13 protein-coding genes are annotated in these 18,107 nt (G+C 37.6%); 6 read left to right on the plus strand and 7 right to left on the minus strand.

The window, feature by feature from the left end; all coding sequences use genetic code 11:
* Positions 1 to 63 precede the first annotated feature (63 nt).
* The gene (locus tag CWB65_RS01225) at positions 64 to 717 is read right to left on the minus strand and encodes a DUF6058 family natural product biosynthesis protein (protein WP_008127925.1); all 654 of its coding nucleotides are present in this window, start codon (positions 715 to 717) and stop codon (positions 64 to 66) included.
* Between the two features lie 172 nt (positions 718 to 889).
* On the opposite strand from CWB65_RS01225, the gene dapA reads away from it, so the two are divergent.
* Positions 890 to 1,807 (plus strand): 4-hydroxy-tetrahydrodipicolinate synthase, encoded by a 918-nt coding sequence (gene dapA / locus CWB65_RS01230; protein ID WP_138739668.1) that lies wholly within the window; start codon positions 890 to 892, stop codon positions 1,805 to 1,807.
* A gap of 51 nt (positions 1,808 to 1,858) precedes the next feature.
* On the opposite strand, the gene CWB65_RS01235 is transcribed toward dapA, so the two are convergent.
* Positions 1,859 to 3,679 carry an Lnb N-terminal periplasmic domain-containing protein gene (locus tag CWB65_RS01235; RefSeq protein WP_138739669.1) on the minus strand — a complete coding sequence of 607 codons (1,821 nt, stop codon included), beginning with the start codon at positions 3,677 to 3,679 and terminating at the stop codon, positions 1,859 to 1,861.
* A 59-nt stretch (positions 3,680 to 3,738) separates the two neighbouring features.
* Positions 3,739 to 4,200 carry a DUF3015 family protein gene (locus CWB65_RS01240; protein WP_008127917.1) on the minus strand — a complete coding sequence of 154 codons (462 nt, stop codon included), beginning with the start codon at positions 4,198 to 4,200 and terminating at the stop codon, positions 3,739 to 3,741.
* 300 nt (positions 4,201 to 4,500) lie between these two features.
* On the opposite strand from CWB65_RS01240, the gene CWB65_RS01245 reads away from it, so the two are divergent.
* Positions 4,501 to 5,802, plus strand: coding sequence for a DEAD/DEAH box helicase (locus CWB65_RS01245; protein ID WP_138739670.1), 1,302 nt, complete (start codon positions 4,501 to 4,503; stop codon positions 5,800 to 5,802).
* Between the two features lie 33 nt (positions 5,803 to 5,835).
* Here the strand turns inward: CWB65_RS01245 and CWB65_RS01250 are convergent, their stop codons facing one another.
* Both CWB65_RS01250 and CWB65_RS01255 read right to left on the minus strand, forming a co-directional pair.
* The gene (locus CWB65_RS01250; protein ID WP_138739671.1) at positions 5,836 to 7,254 is read right to left on the minus strand and encodes an amidase family protein; all 1,419 of its coding nucleotides are present in this window, start codon (positions 7,252 to 7,254) and stop codon (positions 5,836 to 5,838) included.
* Positions 7,255 to 7,343: 89 nt separating this feature from the next.
* Entirely contained in the window at positions 7,344 to 8,951 is a 1,608-nt protein-coding gene (locus CWB65_RS01255) for an NAD(P)/FAD-dependent oxidoreductase (RefSeq protein WP_138739672.1), read from the minus strand.
* Positions 8,952 to 9,143: 192 nt separating this feature from the next.
* On the opposite strand from CWB65_RS01255, the gene fdxA reads away from it, so the two are divergent.
* The 4 genes from fdxA to CWB65_RS01275 all read left to right on the plus strand — a co-directional run bounded on the left by fdxA (position 9,144) and on the right by CWB65_RS01275 (position 16,024).
* On the plus strand, positions 9,144 to 9,467 hold the full coding sequence (gene fdxA, locus CWB65_RS01260) for a ferredoxin FdxA (RefSeq protein WP_006791755.1): 324 nt from the start codon (positions 9,144 to 9,146) through the stop codon (positions 9,465 to 9,467).
* 146 nt (positions 9,468 to 9,613) lie between these two features.
* Positions 9,614 to 11,857 (plus strand): carbohydrate binding family 9 domain-containing protein, encoded by a 2,244-nt coding sequence (locus CWB65_RS01265; protein ID WP_138739673.1) that lies wholly within the window; start codon positions 9,614 to 9,616, stop codon positions 11,855 to 11,857.
* Positions 11,858 to 12,097: 240 nt separating this feature from the next.
* Positions 12,098 to 14,008: a putative bifunctional diguanylate cyclase/phosphodiesterase gene (locus CWB65_RS01270; protein WP_138739674.1), complete on the plus strand. Its 1,911-nt coding sequence runs from the start codon at positions 12,098 to 12,100 to the stop codon at positions 14,006 to 14,008.
* Between the two features lie 93 nt (positions 14,009 to 14,101).
* Positions 14,102 to 16,024 (plus strand): putative bifunctional diguanylate cyclase/phosphodiesterase, encoded by a 1,923-nt coding sequence (locus tag CWB65_RS01275; RefSeq protein ID WP_008127901.1) that lies wholly within the window; start codon positions 14,102 to 14,104, stop codon positions 16,022 to 16,024.
* 75 nt (positions 16,025 to 16,099) lie between these two features.
* Here CWB65_RS01275 and CWB65_RS01280 read toward each other — a convergent pair whose 3' ends face one another.
* Both CWB65_RS01280 and CWB65_RS01285 read right to left on the minus strand, forming a co-directional pair.
* A complete protein-coding gene (locus tag CWB65_RS01280; RefSeq protein ID WP_039037422.1) occupies positions 16,100 to 16,801 on the minus strand; it encodes a TorF family putative porin in 702 nt (233 codons plus the stop codon).
* 9 nt (positions 16,802 to 16,810) lie between these two features.
* A complete protein-coding gene (locus CWB65_RS01285; RefSeq protein ID WP_138739675.1) occupies positions 16,811 to 18,028 on the minus strand; it encodes a BCCT family transporter in 1,218 nt (405 codons plus the stop codon).
* Between the last annotated feature and the right edge of the window lie 79 nt (positions 18,029 to 18,107).

Genomic DNA, 18,107 nt, shown 5'->3' on the forward strand with positions numbered 1-18,107 from the left:
ATACATCGCCATTTGCGTTCCTCAGTATTTTAAACCCCAAGCGGGTATAAATCTCAGCCGTATTTATTTAATCGATAAATCGTACTTTAAAATAAGTGCATCTATGTAACGGGCACGCAATGTGTGTTGTTTTTCGTGATCAGCCCCGTGCCCTAATGCTTTATTGAGCAGCTTCATAGCGGGGTGAAGCTGCGTACGCTCTTGTTGGTTTAAACTTCCTTTAGTGCGCAATTCAGTAATATCGTCTACCAGCAAGCGGCCTATATCCACACATACTATTTCGTCAATTAACCCGTTTTGTGTCAGTACACCGTATTTGCTGCATAAAAACTGTTGCCACACTTGCTGTAAATGCTCGTCTATTTCGCAGCCAAATAATTCTTCATTAAAATTAAAGCCTTGCTGAGCAAGTTTACTCAGGCTTGCTGTGTACTGCTGCGCAAAGTAATTAAAGGCATTGCTTGAGGATTCAATTTTTTGTTTTATTAGCCCTTGCCCCCAATTTACACAACCTCGCGGGTAATAATCATCGTACTCTTCACATTCATACAAACCAGAATACGAGCTGCAACTTAACTGGCTTTTTATACAATAACTTGGTTTAGGAAAAATACTTTGCTGCTGCCATGTATCTAGTTGCTCGGCGTCAATATTTAAAGCATGGCAAAGCTCATCGGTGGTATAAAAATGAGTGGCTAAGTAGTCAGATAAACGCATAAAGGCTCGCTTAAAGTTAAAAATACAAACACTGTTTAAATGTACAGTGTTTGTATTTTGTATTATCAAACTAAATAACACAAGCCATTTTACGTTTATTATTAGCTTAGGCCTGCAAAAATGCGTGTAAGTATGTTACAAATAGCGCAAGTTTTATAAATAATGAATTTTTATGCGCACCCTAGAACAAATTAAACAAGCAAGCTTAATTACTGCTATTAAAACCCCGTATTTAGCAAATGGTGAAATAGATTTAGTCAAGTATGATGAACTCGTCGAAATACAAATTGCAGCGGGTGTAGATGGCATTGTGGTTGGTGGTACAACCGGCGAAGGTCAGTTAATGAACTGGGAAGAGCATTTAATGCTTATTGCGCACAGTGCAAACAAGTATGGCAATCAGTTACTAATTGTTGGTAATACAGGCAGTAATAATACACGCGAGGCAATAAAAGCCACTAAATATGGCTTTGCAAGTGGAATGCATGCAGCGCTGCAAATTAATCCATATTATGGCCGTACGTCTATTGCGGGTGTAAAAGAGCACTTTAAACGCGTGCTCGATATAGGCCCTGCGTTTATTTACAACGTAGCAGGGCGCACAGGGCAAGATTTAACACCTGATATTATTGAGCCATTAGCAAAACACCCTAACTTAATTGGTGTAAAAGAATGCGGTGGTAACGAGCGAATTGCACATTACGAGCAGCAAGGTATTGCGTGCTGGTCTGGTAACGATGACGAAGCGCACGACGCACGCCATGTACACAAAGCCCACGGTGTTATATCGGTTACCTCTAATCTTATTCCAGGGTTGTTTCGCCAGCTAATGGATACTAAAAATGATGCGTTAAATAGCTCATTACAACCTTTAATGAACTGGTTGTTTTGCGAGCCAAACCCGATTGCAATAAACACGGCATTGATGATGACGGGCGCGGTAAACCCCGTATTTAGATTGCCGTATTTGCCACTGAATGATGAGCAGCAACAAATAGGGTTGCCACTCATTAATCAGTTAAATGAAGCCGATGTAGTAGGTGGCAAGGCGCGTTTACTTAACAGCGATGAAGTATTAACTCTTTCTTAATTAAGATTTAAGCCAAAAGTGAAGCGTAAATGATTTCACTTTTGGCCTATTTTATTGCCAGTAATAATTTAATTTAAATTTCCAGCTTGTTAATTTTGCATGCTTATAACTGAAACGAATGTCAAAATTTTGATTAATTGGAATTGATATTTCAGCTTGAGTTGATGACTTCTCATCATTTCCTAAAATAAATTGTTCGTGAGAAGCTCTTAATTTTATATCTGAGTATAGTGTTGTTATTACACCTAGTTCTAACGATGAATCATAAATCTTGTCTGTAGCAGCGAGATCTCCAATATACCCGTTAGCAAGCGTAAAAATTAAGGTTTTATTATTGTTGGTAAGATAAGATTTACCTATTCCCCCCATTAAAAACGTGTTTGTGCAGCTTCTGCAAAGTGTATTCTGTCTTTCAAAACCAGCATTAATTTTCCATGATAAGTTATTTTCTTGTGGCCATTCAACGTAGGCTGGTGAAAAGGACTCAAGGTCCAGTAAGTGTAGTTTATCTAGGTACACCTTAGAGTTTAAAATTGAGACTTCGGTATCAACCATTTCTAAATTAGAAAACGCAATGCGTGCAACATCTGACGCTAAGGAATCAAAATAACTTAGCCTAAATCCTAACCCTAGGTTGTGCTGTTCATTTACTCGTGTTGAAGAAACAGAAATGTTTGACGGCTTTTGCCCTTTGTGAGGCGCTTGTTGGGTATATGATGAGACTAGCACTTCATTACCAATTGGGAGTGTTAAACGCGTTTTAATAAGCGCCTTTTTTAAGCTTTTAATATGGTCAATATTGTGTTTTTTTATTTGCTGTAATTGGACTAGTTCAAATAATGTTTCAATAATTCGCTTTTTACTTTTTATATTGAGTGAGGTGAAATCATTTTGCTCAAGAAAATCAGGTGTTTTGTATATTTTCTCTGCAATGTTTGATTCGTTGGCCGTCAGCTTTTTCATGTACTCAATAAAAACAGTACTCCTAGATGGCGTAAAGAGTACGTCTTGAACCAGCTTTTTATTGTTATAAGTTGCCTGATTTAATTTTGAAAAAACAGTTGTAGGGATCATCCAAGGCGAACTGTTATTTGTTAACTGCTCTCCTATAACAAGCTCTATTAGCTGCGCAATATGAAAAGCACAGTTTTCATCAGCAAAATAGTAATCGAATTGCGCACCGAGTATTTCCCATAAATGATTAGCAATAAACCTTGTATCGTTATTTTTTAAGGCTAACTTATATTCCCAAAGGTCTCTTAGTTCTATCTCGCCATAATTATGTTGGTGGCGGTAAAACAATTGATCTGAAAATCCCGCTTTATAACCGCCAAACAAGCCTTTTGTTATATAAACTAGTCCATTTTCGTTATCCGGTACATGAGCACCATAGTTTATGCTGTAATCGAGTAGTTTATTATTTTTGGCTGATGACCGATTTAGTTTTAACAACAAATGCCCATAAAGTGATGCGGGGTTACTCATATAACCCGATGCAAATATTAGGCTTATAGAATGTATAGGCTGCTCATCTCGCCATTGTTCTAGTTCAATACAGGAGGATTTAGGCTGCGTAAATGTGAGCCCTTGTTTTTGTAGCCACGTGTATCTTGCTGGGTATTTGCATTGTGTTAATGGATTTGAATTAAAGCTTTGCACAGTCGCTTTTAGTTCTTCAAAAGGGCTTGTTGCTCCCAGTGGAGATATAAAAAATGACGTGTTTGTAATATAGCTCTCATTAAACGCTGGTTTTTTGTAATGGCCTAAACTTAGCCATGTGGGATGTTGTGCTAATTGTTTTAATGTTGTTGATGCTTGAATATTAAACGAAGCAATAAAAAAAATAAAAATTATTGAAGAATGAATTTTCATAAATACCCAACGGGCTTGGGGTAGAAGAGCTAAAAGGGCTAAATTAGCCCTTTTATATATTATATTGCAGAACAGTTAGCTGAGAACTGGCTAGCAATGTTGCTTTCAACAAGTGTGTAAAGAGCCTGAGCATCGTTTACAGATGTTTGAGCAAAATCATTACGTATTGTTGAGATCATTTGCGTGTGAGCTGCGCTGTCACAACCACGTACATTAAGCATTGCTGAGATGTACTCGCCTTCACCTTGTGCAATTTCTTGCTCTAAGATTGGGAATGTTTGTTGAATAAATTGTGCAGTTTTAACGTTTGCACCTTTACAGCTTTCTACAGATGAAACATTTGAAGAAACAGCTGTTGTTCCTAAATCCCAAATAATGTTTGAGATAGCAGCGGCTGTACCATTATCAGGAAAAACCATTGCACCGATACCACATTGTTGCCATGGGTTAACATCTGCTTGCGCTGGGGTTACTACGAAAGCACTTGCTAATACTGCTGCAGTTAAACATCTTTTTATCATTATTAAATCCTTATTTAAATGTCCCTTAAATGGGGCTTGAATTCTATACATAAGAAAGCTGTAGAGCAATAACACGTTTAAAAAAAATTAATAATAAGTATATTTTGTAAATTTTTATGAGGTAAATATTTTTGCGAGAAGTGAGATTGCGGCTACTTTGTGAAAGAAACTCTTGGGTTACAGGTAAGGTACTTTTATAAAACAAAATATTTAAATAGTAATATTGTTTAAAACTAACTGTTGGCTCATTTTTACTGTATAATTTGCGACCCTTGATAATGTGGCCGTAGGTTATACAGCATGAATTTTAAATCTTTTAGTTTCGCACCTGAAATCATCCAGGCATTAGACGAACTCAACTATCACACTCTTACGCCCATTCAACGCGCAGCAATTCCAGCTGTTCGTAAAGGTAAAGACGTTTTAGCCAGTGCACAAACTGGTACCGGTAAAACTGCCGCGTTTGCTTTACCTGTTATCCAAAAATTAATTGAATCAGACTTAAGCACAACCAATGCACCTAATGCTTTGGTTTTAGCACCAACACGAGAATTAGCAGAGCAAATAGCCAATAACTGTAAAGAATATGCAAAGCATACCTCACTAAAAGTAGTGAGTTTATTTGGTGGAGTAAATACCGCAGGCCAAGAAAACGCATTAAAAGCAGGCGTTGATATTGTAGTCGCAACTCCGGGTCGTTTATTAGATCACATTCGCCTAGGTAACTTAAGCTTGGCCAATGTAAAGCACCTAGTACTTGATGAAGCCGACCGTATGCTTGATATGGGCTTTATCACAGATATGCAAACTGTGATTAAAAGCTGTGCTGATGACCGTCAAATTTTATTATTTTCGGCTACATTCCCTGCAGCTATTAAACAATTTGCTTCTAAGGTACTTAAGCAACCTGAAATTGTGCGTGTTGACCAAACTAACAGTACCGCATCTACTGTACAGCACGTTGTATACCCAGTGGAAGAGCGCCGCAAACAAGAACTTCTTTCTGAGCTGATTGGTAAAAAGAACTGGCAGCAAGTACTTGTGTTTGTAAATATGAAAGACACAGCGGATGAGCTAGTTAAAGAATTAAATCTCGATGGCATTCCTGCAACCGTTTGCCATGGCGATAAGTCACAAGGTAACCGACGCCGTGCTTTACGTGAGTTTAAAGAAGGTAAGGTACGTGTGTTAGTGGCCACTGAAGTTGCTGCGCGTGGTATTGATATTGATGGATTACCGCGTGTAATTAATATTGACTTACCATGGCTTGCTGAAGATTACGTTCACCGTATTGGCCGTACAGGCCGTGCTGGTAATCAAGGCCAAGCAATATCGTTTGTAAGCCGTGAAGAAGAAAATACATTATTTGAAATCGAAGCATTAATTGGTCAAAAAATTAAGCGTGTTTACCTTGAAGGCTATGAAGTGAGTAACCGCGAAGTGCTTATTGATAAAATAGGTAAAAAGCCGGCTCACTTACGCCGTACTCGTTCTAATAAGTTATCAGGGCAAGCAACGGGCGAAGCTCGCGCGGTAAACCGTTCGCGTATATCTAATGTGCGTAAAAGTTTAAAAGGTGCAAAGTTGTCACTTAAAAAATAACAACTCATATAAGAATTAATAAAACCTGAGTTTTTACTCAGGTTTTTTTATGGTCGAAATAAAGGCTTCGTCGATTATTTGAGCATGTGTGTAAGCTGCCTGTGGCTGGTTTTTATTTGCAATAATAGATAACCCAACAGGTAGTCCACTAACTTGACCAGCAGGAAGAGTAATATGAGTGGTGCCGGCAATTGCTGATAAAGAACTACTACTGCCTTGAAAGTTATCACCATTTACTAAGTCTGTTTTCCATGCAGGTGATGTTGTTGGGGCAATGACAACATCCACATTATTATTTTTGTATAAATTAGTAATTGCAGCTGTGGCCAGTGTGCGGTAACGGTGTTTAGTTTTTTGGTATTTGTCTGTTTGTGTTAAGTCGACAGCATTGGCTTGTATTAAAATATCTTGCCCAAAATGAAGCATTTCAGCTGCTTTGTTTTGTTTATTAAAATCATAAAGTAATACGTAATATTCATCGACAAAAAGCGTAGCTAGATCATCAGATATATCAATATTGACTACTGTATGACCTGCCTGTTTGAGCGCTGAGAGCTGTTTTTTGTATAAACGCTGGGTCTCTACTGTAAACTTATCACTGGGCAACGCACCAATAACTAATGATGGTTTTGTAACTTTATATTGTGCTTGCAATTCAAAGCTATGTGTTGAAGTATCAAGCGGATCGCGTCCTTGTAGCACAGATAATACTAGGCGGGCATCTTTTAATGAGTGTGCCATTGGGCCAACACTGTCTTGGCTACTAGAAAGTGGCACTACACCAGAGCGCGATACTTGGCCCATGCTTGGTTTTATAGCATAAACGCCATTTACAGAAGCGGGGCAGGTAATAGAGCCATCGGTTTCTGTTCCAAGGGCAACAGGGGCAAAGTTAAGTGCGATGGCAACCGCTGATCCTGAGCTCGAACCACAGGGATTTCGGGTTGTATCATGCGCATTGTGTGTTTGCCCGCCAACTGCACTCCATCCAGACGATGAGTAAGACGATCTAAAATTTGCCCACTCACTTAAATTGGTTTTACCTAAAATAATAGCGCCCGCATTTCTTAACTGCTTAACAACAAATGCATCGTTATTAGTTATATTATTTTTAAGAGCTAAAGAGCCAGCTGTTGTTGGTAATGATCCAGTGGTTTCTATGTTATCTTTTAAAAGTACGGGTATTCCATGAAGAGGCCCAGCCCAAAGCCCTTGAGCACTAAGTTCATCAATTTTTTTTGCTTGCGTAACAGCTGTAGGTTCAATATTTATGACGGCATTAAATTGAGGGTTAAGCTGATTAATTCGTTTAATATAGCCTTGAGTAAGTTGTTGAGCGGTAATTTTATTATTTTTATACGCCGAGTGGATCTCATCTATTGTTTTTAGCTCGAGTGCTGAAGTGTTAAAAGCAACGACCCAGGTTAATAATCCTAATAATTTTTTTATCATAAAAAAGTACACAAATAATTGTTTGGTTACTTTTAACACAAAAAAGCCCCACAATGTGAGGCTTTACGATAATTAACTAAATAGCGCGTTTAAGCGTTTTCAAGCATTGAAAGCGCAACAGCTTCGGCTGCTTTAATGCCATCAATACCCGCTGATAATATACCGCCAGCGTAGCCTGCACCCTCACCTGCAGGGTAGAGTCCTTTGGTGTTAATGCTCTGAAAGCTTCTATCACGTTTTATACTAATGGGTGATGACGTGCGCGTTTCAACACCCGTTAGTAATCCATCATTAGTAGAAAACCCACGTATTTGCTTATTAAAAGCAGGAATAGCCTCACGTAACGCTTCAATAGCAAACGCAGGCAATACGTTACTTAAGTCAGTTAACTTAATTCCTGGTGTGTAAGAGGGTTTAACATCGCCTAAATCAGCAGAAGATTTGCCTTTTAAAAAGTCGCCGATAAGCTGGGCTGGTGCATCATAGTTTTCGCCGCCTAGCTTGTAAGCTTGCTCCTCTAATTTGCGCTGCAGCTCAATACCCGCTAAAGGATGGCCTGGGAAATCTTTTTCAGGTGAAATACCCACAACAATAGCACTATTTGCATTGCGTTCACTGCGTGAATATTGGCTCATACCATTGGTAACAACTCGGCCTTCTTCAGATGTTGCCGCAACTACAGTGCCACCAGGGCACATGCAAAAGCTATATACAGTGCGTCCGTTATTACAATGATGCACGAGCTTGTAGTCGGCAGAGCCTAAAATTGGGTTGCCAGCATTTGGTCCAAAGCGACACTCGTCAATCATTGATTGCTTGTGTTCTATTCTAAAGCCAACTGAAAAGGGCTTGGCTTCTACATAAATGCCTTTATCGTGAATCATTTTAAAGGTATCGCGTGCGCTGTGCCCAACGGCAAGAACAACGTGTCGTGTTTCAACATGTTCACCGTTAGAAAGGGTTAAGCCTGTTACTTGACCGTCATCTAAGTGAATATCATCTACACGGGTACTAAAGCGAATTTCACCACCTAACTCTATAATACGAGCGCGCATTTTTTCAATCATTGTCACAAGTTTAAACGTACCAATGTGAGGCTTACTTACATACAAAATTTCTTCAGGTGCGCCTGCTTCAACAAATTCGGTAATAACTTTACGGCCATAATGCTTTGGATCTTTTACTTGGCTATATAATTTGCCATCTGAAAATGTACCCGCGCCGCCTTCACCAAACTGCACATTTGATTCGGTGTTTAGTGTTTTTTTACGCCAAAAGCCAAAGGTGTCTTTGGTACGCTCTCGTACTTCTTTTCCACGCTCAACAATAATTGGATTAAATCCCATTTGTGCAAGCACTAAGCCTGCAAATAAACCACAGGGGCCAAAACCTATAACAACGGGGCGCTCTGTGATGTTTTTATTTGCTTGAGCTACAAATTTATAGGATGTGTCGGGCGCTGTTTTAACATGTTGATCTTTTGCAAATGCAGCTAAAAGCTCAGCTTCGTTATCAACTTCTATATCAAGGGTGTAAATAAGTAATATGGCTGTTTTTTTTCGCGCGTCGTAGCCACGTTTAAATACGTTATAACTGTGTAATTGTTCTGGTTGTATTTTTAGTTTGTTGATAATGGCTTGGCCAATGGCATTTTCATCATGATCAAGTGGCAATTTTATTTCAGTTAAACGTATCATTAATATCTCTATTTGGTGTCTTAGCGGTTGTATATCCGCTCACAATAAGAAAGTGTAGGGCGCGAATTGGCTTTACATTAAGGGCGCATATACTACGTTAAATTGGCTAATTATGGCAGTTATTTATTGTATTTTTGAGGTGAAAGGGTATGATCGCGCACTATTAAATTAGCTTTATGGTACAAAAAATTTATGGCGTTTGTAGTTACTGAAAATTGCATAAAATGTAAGTACACCGATTGCGTATCAGTGTGTCCTGCCGATGCATTTTTTGAAGGCCCTAATTTTTTAGCAATTAGCCCAATTGATTGTATTGATTGTGGATTATGCGTACCGGAATGCCCAGCTGAAGCAATTTATCAAGAAGATGAGTTACCCGACTCTCAAAAAGAGTTCACTGAACTTAATGCAGAGCTTGCCTTAATTTGGCCGCGCATTACCCAAGTCAAATCTGCCCCAGATGATGCAGACACATGGAATGGAGTTGAGAATAAGCTAAAGCTACTCGACACCTAACCGTCCAATTAAAATAATCCTTTATTATTAATTAGTTAATATTCAGCGAAATTTTGTTTGCAAGGTATTAACAAATGTACTCGCTTAAATTACACTCCGGCTTAGAAATTACTCATATTGGGTAAAGTTGTTCTAAATGGATGTTTATGCAGTACTTTATAACTATAAAAAAACCACTCACGCTTTTACTTTTATCCTTTTTTCTCCTATTTAATAGCTTCTGTGTATTTGCAGAAAAAGAGCAGGTATCGCTGGCACGAATCAATCAAAATATTAGTGTTGATGGCGTACTTGATGAAGCGCAGTGGCAAAAAGCGACCTACGTTCCTTTACTCGTTCAAGATGAGCCTAATGAAAGAGGCGCGCCTCCGGTAAAAACCGATGCCTACATGTACGAAGATGGCACAAATTTGTATGTTGGTTTTATTGCTTACGACCCTGACCCAGATCAAATACGTGCTTCACTTCGTGACCGAGATACCCTTTGGCAAGATGATACTGTCATACTTGTAATAGACACCTTTAATGATGAGCGCTCAGGCTATGAGTTTTTTGTTAACCCGTTAGGTGCACAAGGCGATTTACGCATGAGCGATACCGATGGTTGGCAGTCTGATCCGTCGTGGAATGCAATTTGGGATAGTGCCGGAAAAATTACCGATGAAGGTTATGTAGTTGAAATGCGTATTCCTTTTAAAGCATTGCGTTTTCCAGAAGATAAAAAAGACTTAACATGGGGGTTTTTGTTAATGAGAAACTACCCACGGGACGTGCTCTATCAAATATCTAACATGGGGTTCGACCGCGATGTCAAATGTAGCCTTTGCCAGTTTGATAAGTTAACGGGCTTAAGTGAAATTGAATCAAGTAAAAATGTACAACTTACCCCAACGCTTACAGCGCTTCGTCACGATGATAAAGCGCAACTTCCCGGTGACTGGGAGAACGGTAACATAGATACTGAAGCCGGTTTAGATTTACGCTGGGGAATAACAAAAGACGCGGTATTAAATGCGACTATTAATCCTGATTTTTCGCAAGTAGAGACTGATTCACTAGAGCTTGATGTGAATACAACCTACTCAATTTATTATGCAGAAAAAAGACCTTTCTTTTTAGATGGTGCCTCATATTTTAAAAGTAGCTTATTTGAGCTTTTATACACCCGAACCATTGCAGAGCCAACTTTAGGCGCTAAGTTAACCGGTAAAACGGATGGGCATAGCTATGCACTTATGTTAGCTGATGATGAAAACAGTAATATTCTACTTCCTTCAAATCAAGGCTCTGGTTTTGCTTCATTAAATGAAAAAACACAGGCAGCAGTAGGCCGTTATCAATATGACTTAGGTGATCAAGGAACGTTGGGCGTTTCAAGTACACACCGACAAAGCGATAATTATCGTAATACGGTACTATCAGTTGATGGCAGTTATTGGTTTAATCAGTCAGATACATTGCTTTATCAGGTTTCGTCAGCTGATACACAAAATTCTGACTTTTTGGTTGATAACTATGGACTATCCAAAACGCAATCTGATCAGGCATACGCAATTGAGTTAACGCGTGACAAGCGAGACTATAAACTTTACACATCTTATGAAAATATTGGTGAGGATTATCGCACCGATTTAGGATACCAAGAAAAAGTCGATTATGAAAAAGTGCTAATTGGTGGCGGTCAAACGTGGTATCGAGATGAGTTAGATTTAATTACTTCATGGTCTTATGAAGCTGATTGGGATAAAACCTGGTCGCAAAGTGGTGACTTGCTTGAGGAAGAATACGAAGGCTTTTTAAGTTTTAAGGGGCAAAAGCAGTCTTTATTTAATATTGGTTTTATCCATCGTAAAGAAAGTTATTACGATGAATTTTACAATCAGAATATAGGTTATCTTTACACTTCGCTTAAACCGACAAAAGACTTGAACTTATCGTTTTACTTAGAATATGCAAGCCGTATTGACTATACAAATTTAGAGCTTGGCGATGTAATTAATACACAAACGCAAGCAGTTTGGGATATAAACGATCATTGGCAAGTGGATATAAGACACAGTTATAGTAAGTTAGATAACCCACGAGATGACCGCGTTTACACAGCTAATTTAGTCGATTTTAGACTGCATTATAAATTTAACATGAGATCAATGTTAAAGCTGATTTTACAGGTTGAAGATATAGACAGAAACAAAGACGCTTATTTTTATCAAGTAAGCCAGACAAACAAAGACTATGGCAGCCAACTTGTTTATTCGTATAAGATTAACGCACAAACGTTATTTTACCTAGGTTACTCAGATAGAGGGTATCAGGATGACACACTAGAAAATATTGAGCGCGACCAACGCACCTTTTTTACAAAAGTAAGTTATGCATGGCAGCTTTAAAAGAATAGATAGATTTAAGCTCATAAACAAAATACACATATAAGCTGTTTGTGAGCAATCTATCAAATACATGGTCTGACTTTGCGCTAAAAATAATTGCCTTAACGAATAATCAATAACTTAGCTATATTAAAATGAACAAAAAATAGCATACAAGTCATTAATAATTGCTTACAAACAAAAATAGGGGATATAATGAGCATTTAGTTATTAAGGATTAGTATTGTTAGGGAATTTTTCATGAACAAATTAAAGCATGTTGGATTAATTTCCTTAGTCACTTTGTTATTTTGCTTTTACCTAAATGCTGAATTAACGAGCCAAATAAGCCGTACCAATCTGTTTCAGTCTAATTTTAGTGTTAAAAAATTTGATATAAGCAGCACCAGTTTAGATATTGCCCCTTGGTATAATCCTGTTTTAAGCGGTCATTATACAATTGACAGTGCTTCTCAAACATTACTTCTTGTTAAAACAACGGATCAACATTTTATTGCGGCTGATTCAAACGCACTCATCTTGATGGTGTTAACGTCGCCTAAAAACATTATTATTTTCTTCTCTTGTATACTTTTGCTTGCTGTCTACATAAAAAAACAAAGCAGGAAACAAAATCACAAACATAAGCTAAGCCAACTTAATCAGCAGGCTAATAAACTTTTAGAGTTGTTTAACTTAGATATTGAACCTGCTCAAAACCCTAATGGTATTAGTAACTTAAGCAAATCTATCACGACCTTAAATTTGCATGTAGTGAATTATGTGAAACAAACACAAACAAGTATATGCCAAGATAAATTAACACAACTCATCGATAGACATGCCTACATAGAGCATATTGGTAGGCACATAAATCAAACCGGTCAAAAAGAACTTACTTGTGCATTGTTGTTTATAGATTTAGATGGGTTTAAGCAAGTAAATGATTCATTTGGTCATAGTTTTGGCGACGAAATATTGGTGCAAGTTGCCACGCGATTAGCTAATGTGTTGCGTCACCATAAGTTGAGTAATATCAATTCTGCAAACCAGTTAGAACAAAATTTATCGCGTTTAGGCGGTGATGAATTCTCTATATTTATTGAATCGTTGGACGAAAGTGACAAAGTAGTCGACATAGCCAAGCAAGTACTTAGTGAGCTTGAAAAAGACTTTGTGCTTGGCAATAAGATTGTAAAAATTAGCGCAAGCATTGGTATTGCTACTTATCCAGAAAGCGCATCTACACCACAAGCACTATTACAACTAGCTGATGTAGCAATGTATCGTGCTAAAAGTGATGGTAAAGGTATTTTTAAAGTTTATTCTCCAGAAATGGGTAATAAAATGCGTCGCTATCATTACTTACTTGAAGAGCTTCGTTTAGCCATTGCATGCAAAGACTTTTATTTGTCTTTTCAGCCAATTGTGCACGTAGAAGATTGCATGATTGACTATTTTGAAGCGCTCACTCGATGGAATCACCCCGTTGAAGGTATGATCTCTCCCGCTGAATTTATTCCTATTGCTGAAGAATCAAATTTAATATTAGAGTTAGGTGATTGGATTATGCTTGAGTCATGCAGACAAATGGCTGCTTGGCACAATGCGGGTATGCGTAAAGTAAAAATATCAGTAAATATTTCCGGTATTCAGTTAAAACATCGTGATATATACGATTGGATCACAAAAATCCTCAAAAGTACGGGGTTACCGGCAACGTCTTTAATGCTTGAAGTAACAGAGTCTACCTTTATTCAGGCAAGCTCTAGAATTATTGATGAGTTGAGCAAGCTAAGAGAAGACGGTGTAACTATTGCTATAGACGATTTTGGTACCGGGTTTAGCTCTTTAAGTACGCTAGCAGATTTACCCATCGATGTTATAAAAATAGATCGCTCGTTTATTACACAAGCTAACAAAAGCAAAAAATATAACGATATACTCAATACAATTAGTGAGCTTGGGCAAAGATTGGGGCTTAAAATTGTCGCAGAAGGCGTTGAAGAAATCGCCCAGTTTGAGCTTGTGAAAAAATTAGGTGTGAGCTCAGTTCAAGGTTATTTAGTCAGTCGACCTGAGTCGTCAATTAATGTAGGAAATAAAGTGTTACGTAATAATAACGCTAATTTATCTGCATCTGGCTCTAGCGCCTGGGAAATTTCTAAATAAATGTGTTGCTAGGGCGTTTACTGGACAATTTTTTAATTAAGGCATAGCTTTAGTTAAACTAATAATAAAAACGAATGTAAAGGCTTAGATAATATGCATCGAAGCTCCCTAATCAAAGAAAACCTTAATGATACCGTTAGATTGCTTTACGAGAACGCTTATTCAGGTTTACTCGTCTCTTTATTTGCCAGCGCATGTATTGCTTTTAGTTTTAATAAAGGCGGATTGTTAAGCTATAACGACAAGCTAGTTTGGTGGCTTATTATGCTGCTTGCTTTGGGGATCCGTTTTTTAGATATTCGTCTATTTTTAAAAACAAACAAAACGGCTACCCAATTAGACCTACTAAAGTTTTCAACAGGGGTTATTATAACTGCCATTATATGGTGCAGTTATGCCTTGTATTTTCACACTTCTTTTGCCCCCCTAGAAGCCACAAGTATCATAATTATATTATCCGCTCTTGGTGGTGGCTCTGCCAATGTTTTGTCAGCACATAAGCTGACCTGTTTTGCTTATGCTTTTATTCTGTTATTTCCCTACGCTTTAGTGCTAATAATGTCTGAAGACTATTACGAAAATGTACTCGGCTTTTTGGGTATTGGCTATGGCTCAATTACCTTGTTAACTCTAAATAAAGCATCTGCATTTACACAACAGGCAATACATTTAAAAAATCAAAACAGCGATTTGCTAGAAAGAATGGAGCTAAGAGTTGATGCGCGTACTAAAGAAATAATGCATTTATCAAACTCTGATTCGCTAACTCAATTATTAAATCGAAATGCATTTTTAAATGATGCAAAAAAGAGAATTAAGCATTATCCAGACCCACCTTTTGCGCTATTTTTTATAGACCTAGATGGGTTTAAGAATATAAATGACGTGATGGGTCACAAGGTAGGCGATAATGTTTTAAGAAGAACAGCGAAACGTATTTCTGACGTGTGTGCTCATAATCAGCAAAAGTGCCGCTGGGGTGGCGATGAGTTTTTAATTTTAAGTGATTTTGTATGCAAAGAAAATACATACGATTTTGCTAAAGAAATTATTGATGCAATTACGCAGGATCATCCAGAAACAGAGCACGGTGCACGGGTAGGGGCAACCATAGGTATTGCACTTTACCCAGAGCATGGTAGAGATCTGGATGCCTTAATTTTAAATGCCGATATGGCAATGTATCATCAAAAGAGAATGAATCGTGGGCAAATAAGTTTTTTTAGCGAGTCGCTTCGTTCAGAATTAGAAAGAAAGCGCCTGCTTAGCGAAGAGCTTTTAACAGCGCTCATCAACAATTGTTTTTCGTTAGTATACCAGCCCATTATTGACTCTAAAACACATGATATTTATGCGATTGAGGCGCTTATACGTTGGCAATTGAAAGGAGAAAACATTCCTCCTGACGAGTTTATACCTATTGCTGAGCAGTATGGGTTAATTTCAAAAATAGGTTTTTGGGTACTCGAAACGGCATGCCAACAAGCACTTACTTTTCAAAAATTAACTCCAGATTTATCAGTCAGTATTAATGTATCTGTAATGCAGCTTAAGGAGATAGAGTTTGCCAGTAAGGTTAAAAGCATTTTGGCGGATTTAAATTTTCCTGCTCATAAGCTTCATTTAGAAGTTACTGAATCTGTATTTGCAAACGATAAGCATACATTTTTGTATGTGGTTAAATCATTACAAGAGTTGGGTGTTAGAATTTCAATAGATGATTTTGGAACCGGTTACTCTTCTTTATCAAGTATGCTTGATGTTGGTGTAGATATTGTAAAAGTAGATAAAAGTTTTGTTCAAGATGAGGATGAAAGAGGCTTAAGCATTGTTAACGCAGTAGTGCAAATGGCAAGTTCGCTTAATTTTAATGTTATTGCTGAAGGGGTTGAAACACCTTTGCAGTGCAAAAAGCTTACTCAACTTGGCGTAACGCATTTGCAAGGGTATTACTTTTCAAGACCGCTGACATCAAGCGCATTAATTGAATATTTAAACAATAAAAAAGCCTCATAAAGAGGCTTTTTTCAGTTTAACGAACCTGGGTTGTGGTTCGCTAACTTTATGTACAGAGTTAAAATTAATTAATCTTTATAAATCAAATGTTCTTGAAATTGCTAACACGATGCGCTCATCGGCGTAATCGTAGTCAAGGCTAGTATTTTCAGCTGCTACTTCAATACCAAAACCTTCGTAACTTGTTTGATAAGCAAGACGGTAGTGATTATACGATTTCTTTTGGTTTACATCCCAAGCCCATTTTTCACCGTCAAGTGAATTAGAGATATCAAAACTTGCACGTATTGCATGATTTGGTGCAAGTTCATAAGTATGAGCAATCATTGAAACTACATGGCCCGCACTTGTTCCAAAATAATCCCAGCTGTACCAAAAGTTAAGCTCTGTTTGGCCGTAGTCACTTGCGTAACCAAATTTAGTATAAACCTCTGGGTAATTTCCATCACTGTTATTACCTTGGTATGTATAGTATGCAATACCGTAGTCAACGCTAAACTTGTCGTTTAATTGTACATATCGACCAACATAGCCATCTAGTTCAAAATCAGTATCGTCACCAAAGTCAACGTTTGATGCCCATACACCGGCATACACGCCATTATCAAAAGCATAATCTAAACTTGCTTGTAAGGCAGGGTCGTTATCTGTTTGGCTAACACCATTAAAAGTGTAATCTGATGCTGCTGTGATAGTTGTTGACCAGTCTGCAGCTGCCGTTGTTGATAAAAGTGCTAGTGGCAATGCTACTGCAAGTTGTTTTAGTTTGTTGTTCATTATAAATCCCTAACTTTGTGTCTCAATTTTAGTGTAGTCAATCTTGTTTGCTTTTGGTGAGCTATCAATACTATTAACGGTTTTAAATTTGCTATAGCCAATGAAGCCAGCACATAGGAAAAACAAGGCAATCACCAATGCACCTACCCACTGTATTTGTAAAAACTCTAGCTTGAACAATAATGTTAATAATGAAAGCGCAAGTATGTTTCCAATCATATACTTCGCTTTACCAAAGCGTTTTACAGTGATGTTTAAATTATCTGTGTATAAACGCACTAACGAATCAAGTGAATTAATAACAAACACAATACCTACAAATACCATTGCAAAGTTTTTAATGCCTTGCGTTGGAATTCCCGCTTCATGATAGTGGTAAAGTACGCTGAACCAAATTGCGATTGGTATTGAAGGGAAAATCAACATAGCGCCAAGTACTTGGAAAGTTTTTAACCCGCCAACAAAACGAGAAGTAAACTGTCCAATCATAATACTCCAAGCAAACCACCAAAATAGGTAAAATTCATGGTAATCGTTAAGCGGTAAAACAAATTCATTTATGTTGGCAAAGTATGTGCCGATAGAGGCTAAGTTATCTGTGAATGCTGACATTTGACTGTCACCCAATACAAAGGCACCTGCCCACATAAACCCAATTAATGCTATGAATAACCAAGTTGTAGAAATACTTAAAAATCGTACGTACTTAATATCAGTACTTGAATATACCGCAAAACAAATTGCTGCAAATACAATTAAGTAAAACTCAGAAACGACACTTGAACCATCACCAATTTCAGGTAAATACCATGGAAGGTTTGAAAGTAAAAGGTATGCGGTAAAAGCACACGTACCAATAATTACTACATTATTGATAAATTTAACCCAAGGAATTTCGAAAAATTTAACTTTAGGTTCTATTACACAGAAATAAAAACACGTAAGAAAGTAAAATCCCCAGATCAAAAATCCCCAGTAACCAAACTCAATGGCCAGTGGATTTGCAAACGCGTATTCTGGGCTTGCTTTTATGTCTGCATAACCTGCAAACTCAGTTAAAGGAAACATTATAAGGCCAACATCAAGGCCTGAGGTAAAGAGTATTGCGATAAAAGTAAGTGTTTTAACTGGTGTAACACCAACAACACGTACATTACCCCATTTTAATAAAATGATTGTAATTGCAAGTAGGGTAAAAATAATACCAGCATTAAGCCAAATGGTCATTGCTACCCTCCAATAGTGAGTTATTCATAAGCACTCCGTTTTTATTGTTCAATCTTGCATTATTACAACATAACCAATT

It is taken from the genome of Pseudoalteromonas sp. S554, from assembly GCF_005930865.1.
Classification (GTDB): Bacteria; Pseudomonadota; Gammaproteobacteria; order Enterobacterales; family Alteromonadaceae; genus Pseudoalteromonas; species Pseudoalteromonas marina.

Excerpts from the sequence above, each read along its gene's own strand:
- CWB65_RS01270 (WP_138739674.1), top strand. The coding sequence starts at position 12,098 with ATGAACAAATTAAAGCATGTTGGATTAATTTCCTTAGTCACTTTGTTA.
- dapA (WP_138739668.1), top strand. The coding sequence starts at position 890 with ATGCGCACCCTAGAACAAATTAAACAAGCAAGCTTAATTACTGCTATT.
- CWB65_RS01235 (WP_138739669.1), bottom strand. The coding sequence starts at position 3,679 with ATGAAAATTCATTCTTCAATAATTTTTATTTTTTTTATTGCTTCGTTT.
- CWB65_RS01225 (WP_008127925.1), bottom strand. The coding sequence starts at position 717 with ATGCGTTTATCTGACTACTTAGCCACTCATTTTTATACCACCGATGAG.
- CWB65_RS01240 (WP_008127917.1), bottom strand. The coding sequence starts at position 4,200 with ATGATAAAAAGATGTTTAACTGCAGCAGTATTAGCAAGTGCTTTCGTA.
- CWB65_RS01285 (WP_138739675.1), bottom strand. The coding sequence starts at position 18,028 with ATGACCATTTGGCTTAATGCTGGTATTATTTTTACCCTACTTGCAATT.
- CWB65_RS01255 (WP_138739672.1), bottom strand. The coding sequence starts at position 8,951 with ATGATACGTTTAACTGAAATAAAATTGCCACTTGATCATGATGAAAAT.
- CWB65_RS01280 (WP_039037422.1), bottom strand. The coding sequence starts at position 16,801 with ATGAACAACAAACTAAAACAACTTGCAGTAGCATTGCCACTAGCACTT.
- CWB65_RS01250 (WP_138739671.1), bottom strand. The coding sequence starts at position 7,254 with ATGATAAAAAAATTATTAGGATTATTAACCTGGGTCGTTGCTTTTAAC.
- CWB65_RS01245 (WP_138739670.1), top strand. The coding sequence starts at position 4,501 with ATGAATTTTAAATCTTTTAGTTTCGCACCTGAAATCATCCAGGCATTA.
- CWB65_RS01265 (WP_138739673.1), top strand. The coding sequence starts at position 9,614 with ATGCAGTACTTTATAACTATAAAAAAACCACTCACGCTTTTACTTTTA.
- fdxA (WP_006791755.1), top strand. The coding sequence starts at position 9,144 with ATGGCGTTTGTAGTTACTGAAAATTGCATAAAATGTAAGTACACCGAT.
- CWB65_RS01275 (WP_008127901.1), top strand. The coding sequence starts at position 14,102 with ATGCATCGAAGCTCCCTAATCAAAGAAAACCTTAATGATACCGTTAGA.